We start from the raw sequence: 21,814 nt of genomic DNA on the forward strand, positions 1-21,814 counted from the left end.
GCTGTTCTGGCTGGAAGGTACATTTGAAGCCACTTTTACTATTCTGCCATTCTATATTTGTCTTAGAATTTGTTTATATTATAACATAGTTATAGACAAATAAACCGTTTGCAAGACTGAAACTTATCAAGAGTGTACAGCTGAGACTGATTTGTAAGTATTGAAATGAATCAAATCTATATGGGCTTTTCCTATCAGTTTGAGATAGATGTTTAGCAATCTCTGACTGTTTTTCTGAAAATATGTTATAATTTATGCAAGTACGAAGCTGTATTCCAGAAGATGAGTTTGCCAGATGGTTGGACAGTCAGCCAGGAATGCAGATTTTAAAATCCGTTTTCGAAGGTTTTTGAAAACGAGGGGGTGAATAGATGGCCAATGAAACACTTGAAAAAATGCAGGAAATTGAAACTGCTGCAGAAGAAGTTTTGATGGGCTACAGGACACAGGCTCAGGAGCTGCGACAGCAGGTAGATGAAAATCTCAGACAGCTAGGTCTGACTTATGACGATGAAACGCAGAAGCTGGCTGAGGAATTAACCGCGACTTCTCAGCAAAAGTTGGTGCACCTGCAGCAAGACTTGGAGCAGACAACCCAGCAGAATGAGGACAAGGTTGCGGCTGCGCTGACAGATAAGAAAGCAGACTTGGCGCGAGTCATTGTAGAGAAGGTGGTAGAAGCCTATGGCCATTAGTCAAATGCGGCAGTTGTCTCTGCTTCTGCCCAAGGAACTGCTGGATCAGCTTCTCTTTTACCTACAGGGTTTAGAGTCGGTTCAGATTCATGACTTGCGGCAGGAAGAGGACTGGCAGGCAGCCTTTGAGCAGACTTTAGTCGGCCGACCGGATCAGCAGCTATCTCAGCAGGATTTGCTCAGTCGTCAGGAAAAGCTCGAGAGGCTAATTGCAGAGCTAGAGTCTTTTATGCCCAAAAAGAAACTGCTGGAATCCTTAAAAGAAGAGCCTTTGGAGCTGTCCTTTGCTGCTTTGGAGCAGGCAGGGAAGGCCCGAGATGAGGAGGCACTGCTGGAAGGAATCAGCAAGCAGCTCAAGGTCTTGCAAGAGGCCAAGGGTCAGATAGAAGCTGATCGCTTAGAAGTGGCTGCGCTGGAGAAGTGGGAGCCACTGGAGCTAACACCGCAAGCAGCTGCGACTTTCAGCCATCTGGGAGCTTTGATTGGGACGATTCCTAATACCGACGACGATGCTCTGCGCTTGGCTCTGGGAGCACATCCTGACCTGAAGTTTCAGGAAGTCTTTACCGATGATACGGAGCATGGGGTTCTTATTTTTTACAAGACAGGCTCTCTGGAAGAAGTACGCAAAATCTTGAAAGAGTATGGCTTTAAGCCTTTTGAGTATGACCGTGAGGAGCTACCTGCTGAGCGGGTAGCCCAGCTCAAGGCCAATATTCGACAGCAGGAGGCGGTGGCAGATGTTATGACCAAGAGTCTGGCAGCTTCCAAGAATGAACTGGATCAACTCAAGGTTCAGCTGGACTATCTCTGCAATCTCTCCTCTCGCCAAGAAAGTAAAAATCAGTTAGCCAGCACGCAAAATCTGGCAGCCTTGGAAGGCTGGATCGAAAGCAATCAGGTTCAAGCTCTTGAGGCTTGCTTGAAGGAGCAGTTTGGTCAGAGCATTCTCATCCAGACCAGAGAAATTCGACAGGACGAGGAAGATAAGGTTCCGACCAAACTTAAAAACAATGTCTTGGTGGAGCCCTTCGAGCTAGTGACGGAGATGTATTCCTTGCCTAAGTATGGTGATAAGGATCCAACCCCCGTCGTTTCCCTATTTTATTTTGTATTCTTTGGCATGATGGTTGCCGACATTGGCTACGGCCTCTTACTCTTTGTGGGCACTAGCCTGGCGCTGCACTTCTTGCATGTCAAGCCGGGACTGGCTAAGAATCTGCGATTCTTCCGCCTGCTGGGTGTGGCAGTCATCATCTGGGGACTGGTTTATGGTTCTTTCTTTGGCTTTGAACTGCCTTTCGCTCTCATTAGCACCAGTTCCGACGCCATGACGATTCTGGTTATTTCGGTCGTCTTTGGCTTTGTTACAGTGCTGGCTGGCCTCTTCCTCAGTGGTTTGAAAAATATCCGCCTCAAGGATTATGCAGAAGCATACAATGCAGGCTTTGCTTGGGTGTTGATTTTGCTAGGACTGCTGCTCTTGGCCTTGGGGAATTTCTTCCCATCCTTGGCTTTTGCGGCAACGATTGGTCAGTGGCTGGCCATCATCAATGCTCTGGGTATACTGGCAGTATCCATTGTCAGTGCTAAGAGCTTGGCAGGATTAGGGTCAGGTCTCTTTAATCTCTACAATGTCAGCAGCTATGTAGGAGACCTTGTCAGCTTTACGCGGCTGATGGCTCTGGGGCTTTCGGGAGCCAGCATTGGCTCGGCTTTTAACTTGATTGTCAGCCTCTTTCCACCTGTCGCTCGCTTTAGCATTGGCATTCTGCTCTTTATTGCCCTGCATTTGGTCAATATGTTTCTATCTTTTCTGTCCGGTTATGTGCACGGAGCGCGTTTGATTTTCGTGGAATTCTTCGGGAAATTTTACGATGGTGGCGGCAAGCCTTTCACTCCGCTCAAGCCTAGTCAGAAATACGTTCAGCAAAGCAAGAAATAAAGATTAGAAACTATGGTAAGAGATGAGAAGCCCATCTTAAGAAATACAGTTTCTACAACATCAAAACAAGCAACATTCATTCAACTAGCTGTTGGTTTTACGACGATTACAGCATTTTCATAGGAGTAAATCATGGAACATTTAGCATCATATTTTGGAACTTACGGTGGCGCCTTTTTTGCAGGTCTGGGAGTAGCTTTGGCGGTCTTTCTCAGCGGAATGGGCTCTGCTCTAGGTGTTGGAAGTACCGGTCAGGCAGCGGCAGCCCTCTTGAAAGAGCAACCGGAAAAATTCGCTCAAGCTCTAATCTTGCAGCTTTTGCCAGGTACTCAAGGTCTCTATGGCTTTGTTATCGGGATTACCGTCTTCTTTAATATCAAGCCAGAATTGGCTCTGCAATCAGGCGTAGCTTATTTCCTAGCAGCTCTGCCAGTTGCCATCGTAGGATACTTTTCAGCCAAGCATCAAGGACGAGTGGCGACAGCTGGTATTCAGATTTTGGCCAAGCGTCCGGAAGAGGTCATGAAAGGGGTTATCCTAGCGGCCATGGTTGAAACCTACGCCATCTTGGCCTTCGTTGTATCCTTCATCATGGTTCTGAATGTGAAGTAAGGAGGCTTTTATGTCTGACATATCAGATCTCAAAGCTTCTGTCTTGGAGCAGGCTCACGAGAAGGGGCGTCTGCTTTTGGCTGAGGCTACTGAGAAAATAGAGCAGGAAGCCAAGGAACGTGAGGCCAAGCTGGTTCGGCAAAAGCTTGGACAGCGGGAGCAGCAGCTGAAAGAAATCAGCCGGCGCAGTCAGCGCGATATTCAGCAGTTGGAAAATCAAAAGCGCCAGTCTACTTTGGTTATCAAGCAGCGGGTTCTCAGAGAACTTTTTGAAGAGGCTTATGCTCAGATGGCGGCTTGGTCATCAGATGAAGAGGAACATTTTCTAAAGAGTGTCCTGGCTAAATATCCAGAGGAAGAGTTGACGCTGGTTTTCGGTGCTCTGTCTGCTGAGAAATTCAGCTTCAGCCAGTTAGAAGGCTTGAAAAAAGCCTTTCCAAAAGTGTCTTTTTCAGACCAGTCCATAGTCGGCCAGGCAGGTTTTGTACTAAGCCAGGGACGGGTGGATGACAGCTATCTCTATCGTGACTTGCTGGACTCTGTCTGGCAGGAGGAAAGCTACCGTCTGGCTCAGGATATTTTCAAAGACCAGGCAGAATAGGAGGCGGACCATGAGTGAAACAAGCTTCTCTCAAGTCAATACAGCCATTAGTGTGCAGGAGGCTTCCTTTTTGACGCCCCAGCAATATGATCAGTTGCTGCAGGCTGACGATCCTGCCAGTCGTTCGGCTCTTCTGCAGGGGACGGTTTACGCCATGGATGCTGAAGCAATCAAGGATCTCAATGCCATTGAGCAAGTACTGATGAAGCATTTGTATTCCGTTTATAATTGGGCGCTTGAGATTAGTCCTAGTAAAGAGCTGGTGGAGATTTTCACGCTCCGCTATACCTACCACAATCTCAAAGTCTTTCTCAAGGGTCGGGCGACAGGTCAGTCCTTGGAGCATTTGCTGATGCCGGTGGGGACCTATTCGCTGGAGGTTTTGGAGCACTTGGTCATGGCCTTTTCGGCTGAGTATTGTCCAGATTTCATGCTGGACGAGGTGCTTGCGACCTGGCAGGAATATCAGGATTATCAGGATGTGCGCGTGCTGGAGATTGGCATGGATATGGCTTATTTCCAGCATCTCAAGCGCCTGACACAGGAGTTGGAAGATGAGAGCCTGCTGCAGCTGGTGAATCTGACTATTGATTTTTACAATGCCATCACCGTCAAGCGGGCTGTTGTCTTGGACAAACCGCGCAGCTTTATGAGGCAGCTCTTGTCTGATGAGGGAAGTCTTTCTGCTGCCAACTGGATTGCCATGGCAGAGCAGGGGGATTTCTTGACTTGGTTTAGCCAGATCAATCCCTGTGGTTACGATTTGGAACTGCGCTCCAATGAGGAAAAAATGCGGAACCAGACCTTGACGACAGTAGAGTTAGAATATCTAGCGGACCTCTTGCAGGCTAAGTTGCTGGCGGCTGGTCAGTTTGAGACAGATGGACCGCTCCCTCTGGCCCGCTATCTGCTGGGCAAGGAGCTGGAAGTCAAGAATCTGCGGTTGATTTTGACCGGCATGGACAATCAGCTGCCAGTAGAGCTTATCAGAGAAAGGATGCGACCGATTTATGGACAAGACTAGCTACAAGATTGCTGTCGTGGGGAATCGCGATACCATTCTTCCATTTAAGCTGATTGGTTTTCAGACCTTTCCAGTGAAGGAAGCTCAGGAGACGGTCAATACCCTGCGTCGGCTAGCCCGCGAAGATTTCGGCATTATCTATCTGACGGAGGATATGGCTGCGGATATTCCAGAAACCCTGGCCTACTATGACCAGCTGGAGGTTCCTGCTCTTGTGCTCATTCCTACCCATAAGGGGAGCACGGGACTGGCTCTTTCGCGGATTCATGAAAATGTCGAAAAGGCTGTCGGACAAGATATATTGTGAGGTTTTTATGCGAATCAATGAACTAGGCCAATCCATTGGGGATGCTCTGCCGGATTTTCAGCCGGGGGACTTGCCCAAACTGGAGCGAATCGAAGGCCAGTATGTTATTATCGAGCGTTTGTCCAAGGACGAGCATGGGGCCGATTTATACGAAGTGTATGGCCCGGATTCTCCTGCAGATATGTGGACCTATCTCTTTCAAAATCCTGTCCAAAGTCAGGAAGAATGGTCCAAGTTGCTAGAACAGATGCTGGCAGCACAGGATCGTTTCCACTATGCCATTTTGGACAAGGAGAGCGGTAAGGCTCTGGGAACTTTTGCCTTGATGAGGATTGACCGAAATAACCGCGTTATCGAAGTGGGTGCTGTGACCTATTCGCCCAAGCTGAAACGCACCAGACTGGCTACTGAAGCTCAGTACTTGCTGGCACGCTATGTCTTTGAAGAGCTGGAGTATCGCCGCTACGAATGGAAATGCGATGCCCTCAATCAGCCTTCAAGACGGGCAGCAGAGCGGCTTGGTTTCACCTATGAAGGCAGGTTTCGTCAGGCGGTAGTCTATAAGGGGCGCAACCGAGACACGGACTGGCTGTCTATGATTGACAAGGATTGGCCGGCCGTCAAGAGCCGTCTAGAAAAATGGCTAAGCCCAGACAATTTCGACGAAAATGGTCAGCAAATAAAAGCCTTATCTGATTTTTAAAATAAAAAGAAACAATCCTTGCCCTAGAGTTAGCTAAGAAGGATTTCAAGCTCGCGGCAAGGATCAAAAAACACTCTTTGGAAATGGAATTCAAACTGTTACTTAGTTTGCTCTTTGATTTTCATTGAGAAGGAACAAAAATCTCCCAAGAATGGAGGAAGATTGTGAGTCAAGGAAAGATTATCAAAGTTTCTGGTCCTCTGGTGCTGGCATCAGGGATGCAGGAAGCGAATATTCAGGATATCTGCCGAGTTGGCGATTTGGGGCTAATCGGTGAAATTATCGAAATGCGGCGGGACCAAGCCTCTATTCAGGTTTATGAAGAAACTTCTGGCTTGGGTCCGGGAGAGCCGGTCATCACAACTGGAAGCCCTCTGTCCGTTGAACTGGGTCCAGGTCTGATTTCTCAGATGTTTGACGGGATTCAGCGGCCTTTGGAGCGTTTCCAGACCATCACGGAGAGCGACTTCCTCGTCCGTGGTGTCCAACTGCCAAATCTAGACCGAGAGGCTAAGTGGGATTTCGTTCCAGGTCTGTCTGTCGGAGATACAGTTGAGGCTGGCGATATTCTGGGAACGGTGCAGGAGACCAATCTGGTGGAGCACCGCATCATGGTGCCGGTCGGCGTCAGTGGACGCTTGGTCAATATTTCAGCTGGCAGTTTCACTGTTGAAGAGACTGTTTACGAGATTGAGCAGGCGGACGGTTCTGTCTTTAAAGGGACTCTCATGCAAAAATGGCCGGTCCGTCGTGGGCGTCCTTTTGCTCAGAAGCTGATTCCAGTTGAGCCTTTGGTGACTGGTCAGCGGGTCATCGATACCTTCTTCCCAGTAACCAAGGGCGGAGCAGCAGCCGTACCAGGACCATTCGGGGCTGGTAAGACTGTCGTCCAGCACCAGGTGGCCAAGTTTGCCAATGTTGACATCGTTATCTATGTCGGCTGCGGTGAGCGTGGCAATGAGATGACCGACGTGCTTAATGAATTTCCAGAACTAATTGACCCAGCAACTGGCCAGTCCATCATGCAGCGGACGGTGCTGATTGCCAACACCTCCAATATGCCGGTGGCGGCTCGGGAAGCATCGATTTACACAGGGATTACGATAGCAGAATACTTCCGTGACATGGGTTATTCCGTTGCCATCATGGCGGACTCCACCTCTCGCTGGGCAGAAGCTCTGCGGGAAATGTCCGGCCGTCTGGAAGAAATGCCAGGCGACGAAGGCTATCCTGCCTATCTTGGCAGCCGGATTGCTGAGTATTACGAGCGGGCTGGCCGGGTCAAGACGCTCGGTTCAACTGCGCGCGAAGGCTCTATAACTGCTATAGGGGCCGTATCACCTCCGGGTGGAGATATTTCTGAGCCAGTGACGCAAAATACCCTGCGGATTGTCAAGGTCTTCTGGGGCTTGGATGCCCAGTTGGCTCAACGTCGGCATTTCCCAGCTATCAACTGGTTGAGCTCTTACTCACTCTACCTAGACGAAGTGGGAGCATATATCGACCAGCATGAGAAGATTGCTTGGGCGGAAAAGGTGACCAAGGCCATGAATATTCTGCAAAAGGAAAGTGAGTTGCAGGAAATCGTGCGTTTGGTGGGCTTGGATTCCTTGTCTGAAAAGGATAGGCTGACCATGAATGCAGCCAAGATGATCCGCGAGGACTATCTGCAGCAGAATGCCTTTGATGATGTGGACACCTATACTTCTTTCAAAAAACAGGTAGCTTTATTGAGCAATATCCTAACCTTTGATGCGGAGGCCAATCGTGCCTTGGAGCTGGGGGCTTATTTCCGGGAAATCATGGAAGGAACGGTGGAGCTGTGTGACCGAATTGCCCGCAGTAAGTTTATCCACGAAGACCAGTTGGAAAAAATCCAGGCCCTCAGTCAGACTATCGAGGAAACTCTGCACCAGATTCTTGCCCAAGGAGGACTAGACAATGAGCGTCATTAAAGAATACCGCACCGTCAGTGAAGTTGTCGGCCCTCTGATGATTGTCGACCAAGTTGCTGGCGTGCATTTCAATGAATTGGTAGAAATCCAGCTGCATGACGGCAGCAAGCGTCAAGGGCAGGTCTTGGAAGTCCAAGAAGACAAGGCTATGGTCCAGCTTTTTGAGGGATCTAGCGGTATCAATCTGGAAAAAGCCAAGGTCCGCTTTACCGGCCGTCCGCTAGAGCTGCCAGTGTCAGAAGACATGGTGGGACGGATTTTCAATGGCATGGGCAAGCCAATTGATGGCGGCCCAGCTATCTTGCCAGAAAAATATCTGGATATTGACGGTCAAGCCATCAATCCAGTAGCTCGCGACTATCCGGATGAGTTTATTCAGACTGGAATTTCGGCCATCGACCACCTTAATACCTTGGTTCGGGGACAGAAACTGCCAGTATTTTCTGGCTCTGGTCTGCCCCACAAGGAATTAGCCGCTCAAATCGCCCGTCAGGCAACGGTGCTCAACTCTGATGAAAACTTCGCCGTAGTCTTTGCGGCCATGGGGATTACCTTTGAAGAAGCCGAGTTCTTCATGAATGACCTCCGGGAGACAGGAGCAATTGACCGCTCGGTGCTCTTTATCAATCTGGCTAATGATCCAGCTATCGAGCGGATTGCGACGCCGCGGATTGCCCTGACAGCAGCTGAGTACCTGGCTTATGAAAAGGATATGCACGTTCTGGTTATCATGACTGACATGACCAATTACTGTGAAGCCCTGCGGGAAGTTTCCGCAGCTCGTCGTGAGGTGCCGGGCCGTCGTGGGTATCCGGGTTACCTCTATACTAACCTGTCCACCCTCTATGAGCGGGCTGGACGTCTGGTCGGCAAGAAAGGCTCAGTGACTCAGATTCCAATCCTGTCCATGCCAGAGGATGATATTACCCATCCGATTCCGGATTTGACGGGCTATATTACGGAAGGTCAGATTATCCTTTCACGCGACCTTTACAATAGTGGCTATCGTCCGCCCATCAATGTCCTGCCATCTCTGTCTCGTCTCAAGGACAAGGGTTCAGGTGAGGGCAAGACCAGAGGTGACCATGCTGCAACCATGAACCAGCTATTTGCCGCCTATGCCCAAGGCAAGCAGGCTAAGGAATTGGCAGTCGTTCTGGGAGAATCCGCCCTGTCCGAGACGGACAAGCTCTATGTTCGCTTTACTGACCGCTTCGAGCAGGAGTACATCAATCAAGGTTTCCAGACCAACCGAACCATTGAGGAAAGCTTGGATCTGGGTTGGGAACTCCTTTCCATCCTACCAAGAACAGAGCTTAAGCGGATCAAGGACGATATGATTGACCAATACCTGCCGCAGACCAAGGAGGAAGAAAGATGACGCGACTCAATGTCAAGCCGACTCGGATGGAGCTGAATAACTTAAAAGCCCGTCTCAAAACGGCTGTCCGTGGGCATAAATTGCTCAAGGACAAGCGGGATGAGCTGATGCGGCGCTTCATTGAGTCTGTTCGTGAGAATAATCAGCTTCGCCAAAAGGTCGAATCCGCTCTGGTCGGTCACCTGCAGGATTTTGTCATGGCCAAGGCGCTGGAGAGCGACTTCATGGTCGAGGAAATCTTTGCTGTGCCCATGCGGGAAGTCAATCTGCATGTGGAAACAGAGAATATCATGAGTGTGCGCGTGCCCAAGATGCACGCCCATATTGACAATCCCTACGGTGATGACGAGGGAGACGTGGTGTATAGCTATGTGGCATCTAACAGCCAAATGGATGAAACCATTGAAAGTATGAGCGATCTGCTTCCTGACCTGCTGCGACTGGCTGAAATTGAGAAAAGTTGCCAGCTCATGGCGGATGAAATCGAGAAAACACGCCGTCGGGTCAATGGACTAGAGTATGCTACCATCCCTGACCTCAAAGAAACCATCTACTACATCGAGATGAAGCTGGAAGAAGCCGAACGGGCCAGCCTCGTCCGAATGATGAAGGTGAAATAAGATACCAAGACCGTTAAGAGTTCACAGCAAAAATAGGAAAATAGACGAAGAGGCGTTAGCCTCTAGGAGATTTTATCTTTTTTGTCCAGAGCTTAGGTCGGGTTCAATTTAGCAGAATATAAAAAAATCAAAGAAAACTGATAAAAAATAGGAACTGGACGAAGGATTCGATGAATCTGAGCCAGTTCTCTTTTTTCCGAGTTTTTAGCCGTAGCTCGATTTAGCTAGGCTAACCTAGACGGAATAGATATATTCACAGCAAAAATAGACAAAGAAGCGATGGCTTCTAGGAGATTTTATCTTTTTGCCAAGAGCTTAGGTCGGGTTCAGTTCACCAGAGTAGAAAAAATTCAAATAAGTCCAAAAGAAAAAACAGAACCTCTCTAAATGGGGTTCTTTTTCTTTTTACAAATATTTATATGTTACAAACAAATCTCCATATTACAGGGGGCAGACAGTTCTGTTAAATAGGTCGAAAAAGGCTTTTTTCTTAGAAGATTTATGGTAAGATGGTTTTCGTATCATGAATGATTAGGAAGGTGCATTTTGCATATGAAAATGAATAAGAAATTACTTTTGGCTTCAACTGTTGCTTTGTCAGCATTGCCTTTGTTTACAACAAAAGCTGAGGAGCAGCCACAAAACTGGACTGCCAGAACAGTTGAGCAAATTAAAGCGGATATTACGAGTAATGAAAACCAACAAACTTACACTGTTCAATATGGAGACACTTTGGGAAATATCGCTCAAGCGATGAACATTGATCTTGTTGACTTGGCTAAAATCAACCAAATTGCCAATGCTGACTTGATTTTCCCAGGTACTGTTTTGACTATTACAACAAATGGACATAACGAAATTACCTCTGTAGAAATCCAAAGCTACCAAGCAGGAAATAATGCAGGATTGGTAACGGAAGATTATACGGCTAGCGAGATTTTTGGTACTGAACAAGCCGCTCCAGCGGCACCGGCTCAAGCAGCAGAAACTCCAGCTCCGGCTGTTGAGGAAGCTGTTGCAGCTCCAGCAGACCAAGCACCAGCACCTGTTGAAGAAGCTCCTGCCCCAGTAGCAGAAGTTGCAAGTGAAGCAGCGCCAGCTGCGGAAGAAAATGCAGCAGCTCCAGTAGAGGCAGCTCCACAACCAGTAGTTGCTGCAAGTCCAGAAGCACCAGCAGAGGCAGCTCCAGAAGTGACTGAATTAGGCCAAGACCAAGTTAGTCAAGCAACTGCCGCTGTTGAGCCAACAACTTACAATGCTCCAGCTGTAACAGACGCTGCTAGCGTGACAACTAACAATCCTGCTAATGAGGGTCTTCAGCCACAAACTGCAGCTCTGAAAGAAGAGATAGCAGCTAAATATGGAATTACAGAATTTAGTCTTTACCGCCCAGGTGATAGTGGTGACCATGGTAAAGGCTTGGCAGCTGACTTTATCGTTGGTGAGAATACTGAATTAGGAAACCAGGTTGCAGCCGATGTTACTTCTAACATGACTGAAAGAGGAATCTCTTACGTTATCTGGCAGCAACAGTTCTATGCACCATTTGAAAGCATTTATGGACCAGCTAATACTTGGAACCAAATGCCAGACCGTGGCAGCGTAACTGAAAACCACTACGACCATGTTCACGTATCTATGAATGAATAAGATGAAAACAAGCCCAGAAATGGGCTTTTTCTGATATTCTCTGTGAAAAAGCGAGAATTTTCTGATAAATTTTGATATAATAAAGCGAACTACAGATAAAGGATGAGAGAGAATGACCTTAGTTTATCAATCAACACGCGACGAAAAGAATAGAGTAACAGCTAGTCAGGCGATTCTGCAAGGTTTGGCGACAGACGGCGGTCTCTTTACGCCCATTACCTATCCGCAGGTCGATTTGGACTTTGCTAAGCTCAAAGACGCTTCCTATCAGGAAGTAGCCAAGCTGGTTTTGTCTGCTTTTTTGGATGATTTTTCTGAAGCGGAGCTGGACCGCTGTATCAACCATGCCTACGACAGCAAGTTTGATGATGCAGTGATTGCTCCCTTGGTCAAACTGGATGGTCAGTACAATCTAGAGCTTTTCCACGGAGCGACCATTGCCTTCAAGGATATGGCTTTGTCCATCCTGCCTCACTTGATGACAACCGCAGCCAAAAAGCATGGCTTGGAAAACAAAATTGTCATTTTGACGGCAACTTCTGGTGACACAGGCAAGGCGGCTATGGCAGGCTTTGCGGATGTTCCTGGGACTGAGATTATCGTCTTTTATCCGAAAGATGGTGTCAGCAAGGTCCAAGAGCTGCAAATGACGACCCAGACAGGTGCCAATACGCATGTGGTGGCCATTGATGGCAACTTTGACGATGCTCAGACCAATGTCAAGCACATGTTCAATGACACAGATCTACGAGCTCGTCTCTTGGAGCACAAACTCCAGTTTTCATCAGCTAATTCTATGAATATCGGCCGTTTGGTGCCGCAGATTGTTTACTATGTCTATGCTTATGCTCAGCTAGTGAAGACAGGAGAAATCACAGCAGGAGACAAGGTCAACTTTACTGTTCCGACAGGGAACTTTGGTAATATCTTGGCGGCCTATTATGCCAAGCAAATCGGTCTGCCAGTTGGCAAGCTGATCTGCGCATCGAATGAAAACAATGTCCTGACTGACTTCTTCAAGACTCAGGTTTATGATAAGAAGCGGAGCTTCAAGGTGACGTCTAGTCCGTCCATGGATATTTTGGTCTCCTCTAACTTGGAGCGTTTGATTTTCCATCTGTCTGGTAACAGCTCTGAGAAAACAGCTGCCCTGATGGCGGCTCTGAATGAGCATGGACAGTATGAACTGACGGACTTTGATGCTGAGATTTTGGAACTATTTGCAGCTGAGTATGCGACAGAGCAAGAAACAGCAGCTGAAATCAAGCGGGTCTATCAAGCATCTGACTACATCGAAGACCCTCATACTGCCGTTGCGTCTGCTGTCTATCAAAAATATCTTGCAGAGACTGGCGATCAGCGCAAGACGGTTATCGCATCTACCGCTAGTCCATATAAATTCCCAGTCGTGGCTGTTGAGGCTGTGACTGGCCAAACAGGACTCAGTGACTTCGAGGCTTTGACTCAACTGCACGAACTTTCTGGCGTAGCCCTTCCACCAGCTGTGGATGGTTTAGAAACAGCCCCAGTGCGTCATAAAACGACGGTCGCTGCAGGTCAAATGCAGGCAGCGGTTGAGGATTATTTGGGGTTGTAAAAAACAAAAACATCAGCTTATTCATTGGCTGATGTTTTATAATCTATTTCAACACAATCAACTGCTTGCCAGCTAGGTTGTAACTGTCAGCTAGCGGTGCGATTGGTTTTTGGGCATCAATGGCTGGGTATTGGAGGTGTAGCTTCTGCTTGTTTTTGTTTTCGTAGACAGCCTCTTGGTTGCCAAAGTTGATGACGATTGTCATACTTTCTTTGCTGTCTTGAATCTTGTACTCCAATAAACTGTCTGTCAGCCAGTTGACCTGACAGGCTTGCTTGATGGCGGTGCTGGTCTTTAGATGCAGCAGCGGGTGTGCCCTGCGAAAGGCAATCAGCTGTTTAACAAAAGCAATATCCTCTGTGTAATGTAGGGAGCGCAGCCAGTCTAGTTTATTGATTTCGTCAGGCATATTGTAGGTGTTGTCAATCAGATTTTTAGTCCGGAAAAATTCCTGACCGCTATGGATAAAGGGCACACCTTGGGCCAGTAGTACGAGGTGGAGGGCCAGCCGCGAATTGGCCAGCCGATCCCGCAGGGTGATAGCAGGATTGACGATATCAAAGTAATCAAAAACTGTTGCATTATCATGGCACTCGACATAATTAATGGCCTGCTGGGGCGCTGTGAAGTGGGGCTCGCCTTTTAGACCGATATTGGCTGTCAGGACGTTTTCAAGCTGACTGGCAGGAGTCTTGCTCTCGATTTGCCGGCCTTGGGCGATGGTCTGCTTGAGACTGTCACGGAAATGGTCACTGAAAAATCCATAATCCGGAAGCTGGGCAGCATTGTACTGATGAGCCAACCGCTCACTTGCCAGTCCAGTATCCATCTGCCAGCCTTCACCGTAGAGATAGATGTTAGGATAGAGTGCCTTGAGCTCGTCGACTATCTGCTGCATGGTTTGGATATCTAAAATCCCCATTAGATCAAAGCGGAAACCGTCAAAGCCATAGAGACTGACCCATTGCTTGACCGATTGCTTGATATAACGGCGGACCATGATTTTCTCACTGGCTACATCATTACCACAGAAGGTTCCGTTGGTCCGGTAGCCCATGTCATTGAGTCGGAAAAAATAGCCGGGCACTATTTTTTCAAAAGCATAGCTATTGGCATCATAGACATGATTGTAGACCACATCCATGATGACGCTGATATCAGCATTGTGGTAGGCAGTAATGGCTGCCTGCAGCTCTAAGATACGGGCATAGGGGTCTCGTGGGTCGCTGGCAAAACTGCCGTCTGGGACATTGTACTGGACAGGGTCGTAGCCCCAGTTGTAGACGAGCTCTGGATGCTTTTCATCAACGCTGCCAAAGTCGTAGACAGGCAGAAGCTGCACGTGGCTGATACCTAGCTCTTTCAGATAGTCCAGACCAAACTTCTGACCGTGAACGACTGGAGATTCGCTCAGCGAGGCAAACTTCCCAGGATAGGAGAAACCAGCTTCTTTCTGCATAGAAAAATCGCGGACGCTCATTTCATAAATGACGGCTTCTGTCGGATTCAGCTGTGTTTTTGCTCGTTTGATAGGCTTTTTAATCTTGTCTAGATCGATGACATAGCTGTTTCCCGAATTGACATCTGAGGATAGGGCGTAGGGATCATGGACTTCCACCCACTTGCCATTGATCTTATGGAGATAAGAATAAGAGGCTCCCCCTATATCTCCCTCAATACGTGTATGCCAGACGCCCTTATCCAGACGTTTGAGATGGTGAACCTGGTCTTTCAGATGCAGGAGGACTTTTTCAGAAATAGGTGCCCAGAGTCTGAAGTCGGTGGCTTGGGGACTGTACTGAGCTCCTAAATCGTCGCCTGCATAGTCAAAAATCTCATCGAAAATAGGCTTTTTCACGATATGGCGGTACTGCAGGTCGGTATGGTTGCGGTCTTGGTCATAGACCTTGTAGGACTGCGTCAGGTCAATGGGCTCATTAGCCGACACGGTGTAGATAATCCGTTCTTCCTGATTGTTGATGTTTTTGATGGTTAAAGGGCTGGAGCTGTGCTTGTCTTCCAGTGTAAAGTGGATGGAGTAGGCTTCAAAGCTCTTTTCCAGTTCGATGGTGATGATATTTTCGTCATCTAAATAGGCTTGAAAAATACGAAAGGCCATGTTTTTCCTCTTTCTTTGTCAGTTTCTCTTCGTGTAATTGTTTTGAGTTTAGGGCTCTGCCCTGGTTGGGACAAGGCCGATATGTGAATCGTTGATGAATGAGCAAAAACACTCGGATTAGCGAGTGCTGATGCTATGCGGAATCAGCTGGCGATAGCAGATTTGCTTGTCTTCTTTATTGTCCTTGATGATTTGGAAGAGGGTCCGGAAGGACTCTTTCCCAAGCTCGAGGGCATTGATATCGATATAGGCATCCACATCAATGCGCGGTTTGATAGAATCAAAGGTGATAATGGGAATCTGGTAGTCCTGATCTTTGAGATAGTGCAGGGCTCCTTCTGCTACCAAGGTATCAGAGGTTACGATAGCTTCAATCTCATTCAGCGGCAGCTCCTCCATAATCTTGTAACTGTTGTCTTCCAGAAGGAAACCGAAGGCAAATTTGATAATACGTTCATCCAAAGGCCGGTCTTCTTCATTCAGAGCTTGCTTGTAGCCTGTGTAACGATCTTGAGAAACGACCAACTCCTTATTCCCGGCCAGAAAGGCGATTTTTCGATAGCCCTTGTCAAGGAAGTATCTGGTCGCGTCGTAGCCAGCCTTGATATTGTCATTGTCCACCAGAGAGATGAAAGGTGAGACAGCTTTCCCAAGGATAAGGAAGGGGAAGTTGTTTCTGACTGCAAAGTCGACCAAAGGATCGTCCTGCTTAGAATAAAGGAAGATCAGTCCGTCTACTCGCTTTCCTAAAATCATCTGCTTCATATTTTCCAAGCGGTGCTCTTCATCTTGCCCGGTGCTGATCTGGATGGCATAGTCATAGTCAGAAGCAATCTGAGAAATCCCCCGCAACACAGTTGGGAAAAAAGGGTTTTGATAGAAGACATCTGAGTCGTCCGGCAGGACCAAGCCGATGACCTGGCTGGACTGGCTGACCAGACTTCTGGCATTGAGGTTGGGATGATAGTCCAGCTCCTTCATAGCAGCACGGACCCGTTTTTTAGTTTCTTCACTGATGGTTGATTTATTTTGCACGACGCGGGTCACGGTAGAGGGTGATACGCCTGCTAGTTTTGCGACTTCTTTGATAGTAACTCGCATAAAAACCTCCTAAAGGCCTGCATTTGCTGGAAATCCTTACGATAACATGAACTATTTTAAATCTACTAGTAGAAGCACTTGCTTTCTAAGAGTCATGCAAACCTGTGCCAAAAATAGCCATCGTAGCCAGTGATTTTGCTTAACTATTGTGGTCAAAAAAGCAAGTATGAAGCAGTTTCTCCGCAAACGCAAACGTTTTCTGTTTGTAAGAACATTTTAACACAAAAAGAGAACGCTTGCAAGAAGAGAAAAACGGTAAACAATTGGGGCAGTAGGAGAGTCCTAAAAGAGCATTATATCCTTTAACCAGTAAATTGAAAAAAATATCAAAAACCCCTTGCACTTAAAAAAAAAATAGGTTATAATCAAGTCGACGCAAACGTTTGCATTAAGTAAAAATGAAAAGGCGTAGAGGAAAAATAACGAGGTGACAAAATGAAAAAACGTCAAAGCGGCGTGCTCATGCACATTTCATCCCTTCCGGGCAAGTACGGTATCGGATCTTTTGGCCAAAGTGCTTATGATTTTGTAGACTTCTTGGTTCGCACCAAGCAGCGCTATTGGCAGATTTTGCCACTGGGAACGACCAGTTATGGTGATTCTCCTTATCAGTCTTTCTCTGCTTTCGCGGGAAATACCTACTTTATCGATTTTGATATTCTGATAGAAGAAGGTTTGCTGAACGAGGCAGATGTCAAGGGAGCTGATTTTGGAGATGATCCTAGAAAAGTGGATTATGCAAAGATTTTCGATGCTCGCCGTCCAATCATGGAAAAAGCAGTAGCTCGCTTCTTGAAAGCAGAAGATCTGTCTGACTATGAGAGCTTTGTGGAGCAAAATGCAGCTTGGTTGGAAGTTTTCGCTGAGTACATGGCTATCAAAGAGCATTTTGGTAATCTAGCTTGGACTGAGTGGCCGGATGAAGCGATCCGCCGCCGTGAGGCTGCTAGCCTCGCTTCTTATCGTGAGAAGCTGACTGACAAGCTGACCTATCATCGTGTGACCCAGTATCTCTTCTTTAAGCAGTGGTTAAGATTAAAAGCCTATGCTAATGAACATCACATCGAGATTGTCGGTGATATGCCAATCTATGTGGCAGCTGACAGTGCTGATGTGTGGGCACAGCCTCACTTCTTTAAGACAGATGCTGTTGGCAAGCCGACCTGTGTGGCAGGCTGTCCGCCAGATGAATTTTCAGAAACTGGCCAGCTTTGGGGCAATCCTATCTATGACTGGGAAGCGATGGATAAGGATGGTTATGCTTGGTGGATTGAGCGTCTGCGTGAAAGCTTCAAGATTTACGACATTGTCCGTATCGACCACTTCCGTGGCTTTGAGTCTTACTGGGAAGTTCCTGCTGACTCAGAAACATCTGCTACTGGTAAGTGGGTCAAAGGTCCAGACTACAAACTCTTTGCAGCAGTTAAGGAAGCCTTGGGTGATTTGAATATCATCGCAGAAGACCTAGGCTTTATGACGGATGAAGTGATCGAGCTGCGCGAGCGCACTGGTTTCCCAGGAATGAAGATTTTGCAATTCGCCTTCAATCCTGATGATGAAAGCATCGACAGTCCGCATCTGGCACCAAATAACTCAGTCATGTATACAGGAACCCATGATAACAATACTGTTTTGGGCTGGTACAAGGATGAGATTGACGACGCTACTCGCCAGTACATGGCACAGTACACTAACCGCAAGGAGTACGAAACAGTACCTCATGCAATGCTGCGCACAATCTTTGCTTCAGTCAGCTTTATGGCCATTGCGACCATGCAAGACCTGCTGGAATTAGACAGTGCAGCACGGATGAACTATCCATCCACAATTGGTGGCAACTGGACTTGGCGGATGACAGCTGAAGAGCTGAATCCAATCGTCGAAGGTGAGCTTTACAGCTTGACTAAGACTTACCGTCGTATGAATACCGATTTAATTAACAAATAAAGAATAGCTAATTAGACTTGAAGGGAGTAATCATGTCAAACTTACAAACTTATATCAAAAATACTTATTCAAAAAATCTTGCTGATTGCAGCAACGAAGAACTTTATCTGGCTCTTTTGAACTACACTAAATTAGCCAGCGCTCAAAAGCCAGTTAATACTGGTAAGAAAAAACTCTACTATATTTCAGCAGAGTTCCTGATTGGTAAACTTTTGTCTAACAACTTGATCAACCTTGGACTTTACGATGATGTGAAGCAAGAACTGGCAGATGCTGGCAAGGACTTGATCGAGGTAGAAGAAGTTGAGTTGGAGCCGTCTCTGGGTAACGGAGGCTTGGGCCGTTTGGCTGCCTGCTTCCTGGACTCTATTGCGACACTTGGTCTCAATGGTGATGGTGTAGGACTGAACTACCACTTTGGTCTTTTCCAACAGGTTTTGAAAAACAACGAACAGACGACTATTCCTAACTTCTGGCTGACTGAGCAAAACTGGTTGGTTCGCTCTAGCCGCAGCTACCAAGTGCCATTTGCTCACTTCACTCTGACATCTACTCTTTATGATATTGATGTGCCAGGTTACAAGACAGAAACTAAGAACCGTCTTCGTCTCTTTGATTTGGACTCAGTGGATGCAGATATCATTACAGACGGTATTGACTTTGATAAGACAGATATCGCTCGCAACTTGACCCTCTTCCTCTATCCAGATGATAGTGACAAGCAAGGTGAGCTGCTCCGTATCTTCCAGCAATACTTCATGGTTTCAAATGGTGCTCAGCTGATTATTGACGAAGCGATTGAAAAAGGCAGCAACCTGCACGACTTGGCAGACTACGCTGTCATCCAAATCAATGATACTCACCCATCTCTGGTTATCCCAGAAATGATTCGTCTCTTGACTGAGCGTGGTTTGGATCTGGATGAAGCAATTGCCATCGTACAGAAGATGACTGCTTATACGAACCACACAATTTTGGCAGAAGCTCTTGAAAAATGGCCTTTGGAATTCTTGAAAGAAGTAGTGCCGCATCTGGTGCCAATCATCAAAGAGCTTGACAAGCGCGTGAAAGCTAAATACGCAGATCCAGCAGTGCAAATCATTGATGAGGACGACCGTGTGCACATGGCTCACATGGATATCCACTACGGATACAGTGTCAATGGGGTTGCCGCTCTGCATACAGAAATCCTGAAAAACTCTGAGCTCAAGGCCTTCTACGATATCTACCCTGAAAAATTCAATAACAAGACCAACGGTATTACTTTCCGCCGCTGGCTCATGCATGCGAACCCACGTCTGTCTCATTATCTGGATGAGTTGCTGGGCCGCGACTGGCACCATGACGCAACTAAGCTCGAAGGCTTGTTGGAATTCACTGGCGCTGAAAATGTTAAAGAAAAATTGGAAGGCATCAAGGCTCATAACAAGCGTAAATTGGCTCGTCACTTGAAGGAAGCCCAAGGTGTGGAAATCAATCCAGAATCTATCTTTGATATCCAAATCAAGCGTCTTCATGAGTACAAGCGCCAACAAATGAACGCTCTGTACGTTATCCACAAGTATCTGGACATCAAGGCTGGCAACATTCCTGCTCGTCCAATCACTGTCTTCTTCGGTGGTAAGGCTGCTCCTGCTTACACGATTGCACAGGACATCATCCACCTCATCCTTTGCTTGTCAGAAGTGATTGCTAATGACCCTAAAGTGGCTCCACACCTGCAAGTAGTTATGGTAGAAAACTACAATGTTACAGCGTCTAGCTTCTTGATTGCAGCTGGTGACATTTCTGAGCAGATTTCCCTAGCTTCTAAAGAAGCATCTGGTACTGGTAACATGAAGTTCATGCTTAACGGTGCTTTGACTCTTGGTACTATGGATGGAGCGAACGTTGAGATTGCAGAGCTGGTCGGCGAAGACAACATCTACATCTTCGGTGAAGATTCTGAGACTGTTATTGACCTCTACGCAAAATCTGCTTATAAGTCTAGTGAGTACTATGCACGTGAAGCTATCAAGCCATTGGTTGACTTTATCGTCAGCGATGAAGTATTGGCAGTCGGTAAAGCTGAACGCTTGGAACGTCTTTACAATGAACTGATTAGCAAGGACTGGTTCATGACCTTGCTGGATCTGGAAGACTATATCCAAGTCAAAGAGCGCATGCTGGCTGACTACGAAGACCGCGATGCTTGGATGGACAAAGTCATCGTCAATATCGCCAAAGCTGGCTTCTTCTCATCTGACCGTACTATCGCTCAATATGAAGAAGAAGTATGGCACTTGAACAGCTAATATTCTTTGAATCAAAAAAGCCGAGACAGCAGTGTTTCGGCTTTGATTTTTTAATCGAAGATATGAATAAGGATTTAGTTATTGTGTGTGGTTCTGAAAAGGTGAAAGCCTCTTGGTCTTGTCAGCTTTTTCTTTTCGGTGTATAATAAGTGAAAATATTTCTTTACAGGAGGCGTTCATGAAAAAGAAACCAATTTATCTTTATATTTTGCTGGGATTGTCAACCGTGGGAACCTTGTGGGGACTTTTTGGCAAGTTCACTTCTTCGGATGCTGGAGTGAAAAGCATTCTTAAGCAGATAGAAGAACCAGCAAAATCCCAGTATGCCACTTATTTTAGCAAGAGTGCAGAAGTGGCGAATTCGCTAGCCAATAATTTCTTTTTTTACGGGCACATCGTTCTCTTAATAGTAGCTCTTTTCTTCCTTTTTAGGAAAGATATATTTAAGGCCAATCTTATCTACATTGCCGATGTTCTTGTGGGTTTGATTTCGACAGCCTATGCTTATGTGGTATCAAAGGGAATTATAGCTTCTTCTTTCTCGGACTCAACTCTTCTTTCGGCACAGATGACGGGGTTGAATTTCTCCATCCTCCTTTCAGTAGTCATTAGCCTAATCTTCCTTTCCATCGTCATCTTTAAGCTAGTCCAGCAGCAGAAAGAGGCTGAAAAAGTGGAACTAGCTGCGAACGAATAAGATTTGACAAATAACAGATAAGTGCTTACAATTTTAAGAAGCAATATCTGTTATTTTTTAGAATGGAGAGTAAAATGACAAAGGTTTCCTTGGTTTACATCAGCCTGAGCGGCAATACAGAGAGTTTCGTCCGTCGGCTGACAGACTATTTGCTGGAGCAGCATCCAAGCCTAGAAGTGGAGAAGATTCATATCAAAGACATGGTAAAGGAAGGGCAGCCCTTTTTTGAAATGGACAATCCTTTCGTAGCTTTTCTGCCGACTTATTTGGAGGGCGGCAATGGTGTGGACAATGGCGATGTAGAAATTCTGACAACCGATGTGGGGGACTTTATTGCCTATGGTCAGAATGCCAGCAAGTGCCTGGGCGTCATTGGCAGTGGCAATCGTAACTTTAACAACCAATACTGTCTGACAGCCAAGCAATATTCAGAGCGCTTCGGATTTCCGGTTTTGGCCGATTTTGAAATGCGCGGCATGTTGGGAGACATTAAGAAGGTTGCAGGAATTATTGAGGAGCTCTATCATATTGAAAAAAACGAAAACCAGTGAGATTTTCGTTTTTTG

Annotated in this window: 19 protein-coding genes; 17 read left to right on the top strand and 2 right to left on the bottom strand. The window is 46.8% G+C overall.

The annotated features are described in order from the left end of the window. Window positions 1–371 precede the first annotated feature (371 nt). The 12 genes from QZ169_RS02360 (at window position 372) to thrC (ending at window position 13,090) form a co-directional block, all read left to right on the top strand. Window positions 372–695 (top strand): hypothetical protein, encoded by a 324-nt coding sequence (locus tag QZ169_RS02360; protein ID WP_002922723.1) that lies wholly within the window; start codon window positions 372–374, stop codon window positions 693–695. Beyond that, window positions 685–2,640: a V-type ATP synthase subunit I gene (locus QZ169_RS02365; protein ID WP_295504653.1), complete on the top strand. Its 1,956-nt coding sequence runs from the start codon at window positions 685–687 to the stop codon at window positions 2,638–2,640. Before QZ169_RS02360 ends, QZ169_RS02365 begins: the two co-directional genes overlap by 11 nt. A gap of 132 nt (window positions 2,641–2,772) precedes the next feature. Next, complete coding sequence (locus tag QZ169_RS02370) at window positions 2,773–3,252, top strand: V-type ATP synthase subunit K (RefSeq protein WP_002898768.1); 480 nt, start codon at window positions 2,773–2,775, stop codon at window positions 3,250–3,252. A gap of 10 nt (window positions 3,253–3,262) precedes the next feature. Next, a complete protein-coding gene (locus QZ169_RS02375) occupies window positions 3,263–3,853 on the top strand; it encodes a hypothetical protein (protein ID WP_295504655.1) in 591 nt (196 codons plus the stop codon). A 10-nt stretch (window positions 3,854–3,863) separates the two neighbouring features. Next, window positions 3,864–4,877 carry a V-type ATPase subunit gene (locus QZ169_RS02380; protein WP_295504657.1) on the top strand — a complete coding sequence of 338 codons (1,014 nt, stop codon included), beginning with the start codon at window positions 3,864–3,866 and terminating at the stop codon, window positions 4,875–4,877. Beyond that, window positions 4,864–5,184: a V-type ATP synthase subunit F gene (locus tag QZ169_RS02385; RefSeq protein ID WP_295504660.1), complete on the top strand. Its 321-nt coding sequence runs from the start codon at window positions 4,864–4,866 to the stop codon at window positions 5,182–5,184. Before QZ169_RS02380 ends, QZ169_RS02385 begins: the two co-directional genes overlap by 14 nt. A gap of 7 nt (window positions 5,185–5,191) precedes the next feature. Further along, a complete protein-coding gene (locus QZ169_RS02390) occupies window positions 5,192–5,887 on the top strand; it encodes a GNAT family N-acetyltransferase (RefSeq protein WP_295504665.1) in 696 nt (231 codons plus the stop codon). 164 nt (window positions 5,888–6,051) lie between these two features. Continuing rightward, window positions 6,052–7,842 carry a V-type ATP synthase subunit A gene (locus tag QZ169_RS02395; protein WP_295504666.1) on the top strand — a complete coding sequence of 597 codons (1,791 nt, stop codon included), beginning with the start codon at window positions 6,052–6,054 and terminating at the stop codon, window positions 7,840–7,842. Next, complete coding sequence (locus QZ169_RS02400; protein ID WP_002902006.1) at window positions 7,829–9,223, top strand: V-type ATP synthase subunit B; 1,395 nt, start codon at window positions 7,829–7,831, stop codon at window positions 9,221–9,223. The genes QZ169_RS02395 and QZ169_RS02400 overlap by 14 nt, the downstream gene beginning before the upstream one ends. Further along, window positions 9,220–9,843, top strand: a complete 624-nt coding sequence (locus QZ169_RS02405) for a V-type ATP synthase subunit D (protein ID WP_295504668.1) — start codon at window positions 9,220–9,222, stop codon at window positions 9,841–9,843. The genes QZ169_RS02400 and QZ169_RS02405 overlap by 4 nt, the downstream gene beginning before the upstream one ends. Before the next feature lie 552 nt (window positions 9,844–10,395). Beyond that, complete coding sequence (locus tag QZ169_RS02410; protein ID WP_295504670.1) at window positions 10,396–11,493, top strand: LysM domain-containing protein; 1,098 nt, start codon at window positions 10,396–10,398, stop codon at window positions 11,491–11,493. A 112-nt stretch (window positions 11,494–11,605) separates the two neighbouring features. After that, complete coding sequence (gene thrC, locus QZ169_RS02415; RefSeq protein WP_295504673.1) at window positions 11,606–13,090, top strand: threonine synthase; 1,485 nt, start codon at window positions 11,606–11,608, stop codon at window positions 13,088–13,090. A gap of 43 nt (window positions 13,091–13,133) precedes the next feature. Here thrC and pulA read toward each other — a convergent pair whose 3' ends face one another. Next, window positions 13,134–15,209, bottom strand: a complete 2,076-nt coding sequence (pulA, locus tag QZ169_RS02420) for a type I pullulanase (protein WP_295504675.1) — start codon at window positions 15,207–15,209, stop codon at window positions 13,134–13,136. 117 nt (window positions 15,210–15,326) lie between these two features. Then, window positions 15,327–16,310 (bottom strand): LacI family DNA-binding transcriptional regulator, encoded by a 984-nt coding sequence (locus QZ169_RS02425; protein WP_002899307.1) that lies wholly within the window; start codon window positions 16,308–16,310, stop codon window positions 15,327–15,329. A gap of 435 nt (window positions 16,311–16,745) precedes the next feature. Here QZ169_RS02425 and malQ point away from each other — a divergent pair, with 435 nt between their 5' ends. The 5 genes from malQ (at window position 16,746) to nrdI (ending at window position 21,799) form a co-directional block, all read left to right on the top strand. Continuing rightward, window positions 16,746–18,257, top strand: a complete 1,512-nt coding sequence (gene malQ / locus QZ169_RS02430; protein WP_295504677.1) for a 4-alpha-glucanotransferase — start codon at window positions 16,746–16,748, stop codon at window positions 18,255–18,257. Between the two features lie 32 nt (window positions 18,258–18,289). Continuing rightward, window positions 18,290–20,551 (top strand): glycogen/starch/alpha-glucan family phosphorylase, encoded by a 2,262-nt coding sequence (gene glgP, locus QZ169_RS02435; protein ID WP_295504679.1) that lies wholly within the window; start codon window positions 18,290–18,292, stop codon window positions 20,549–20,551. Continuing rightward, the gene (locus QZ169_RS02440) at window positions 20,533–20,697 is read left to right on the top strand and encodes a hypothetical protein (protein ID WP_185756487.1); all 165 of its coding nucleotides are present in this window, start codon (window positions 20,533–20,535) and stop codon (window positions 20,695–20,697) included. The genes glgP and QZ169_RS02440 overlap by 19 nt, the downstream gene beginning before the upstream one ends. Before the next feature lie 32 nt (window positions 20,698–20,729). Beyond that, window positions 20,730–21,248, top strand: a complete 519-nt coding sequence (locus QZ169_RS02445) for a lantibiotic ABC transporter permease (RefSeq protein WP_295504682.1) — start codon at window positions 20,730–20,732, stop codon at window positions 21,246–21,248. Between the two features lie 62 nt (window positions 21,249–21,310). Next, window positions 21,311–21,799, top strand: a complete 489-nt coding sequence (gene nrdI / locus QZ169_RS02450) for a class Ib ribonucleoside-diphosphate reductase assembly flavoprotein NrdI (protein ID WP_002899301.1) — start codon at window positions 21,311–21,313, stop codon at window positions 21,797–21,799. Window positions 21,800–21,814 lie beyond the last annotated feature (15 nt).

Source organism: uncultured Streptococcus sp., from assembly GCF_905372115.1.
Taxonomy (GTDB): domain Bacteria; phylum Bacillota; class Bacilli; order Lactobacillales; family Streptococcaceae; genus Streptococcus.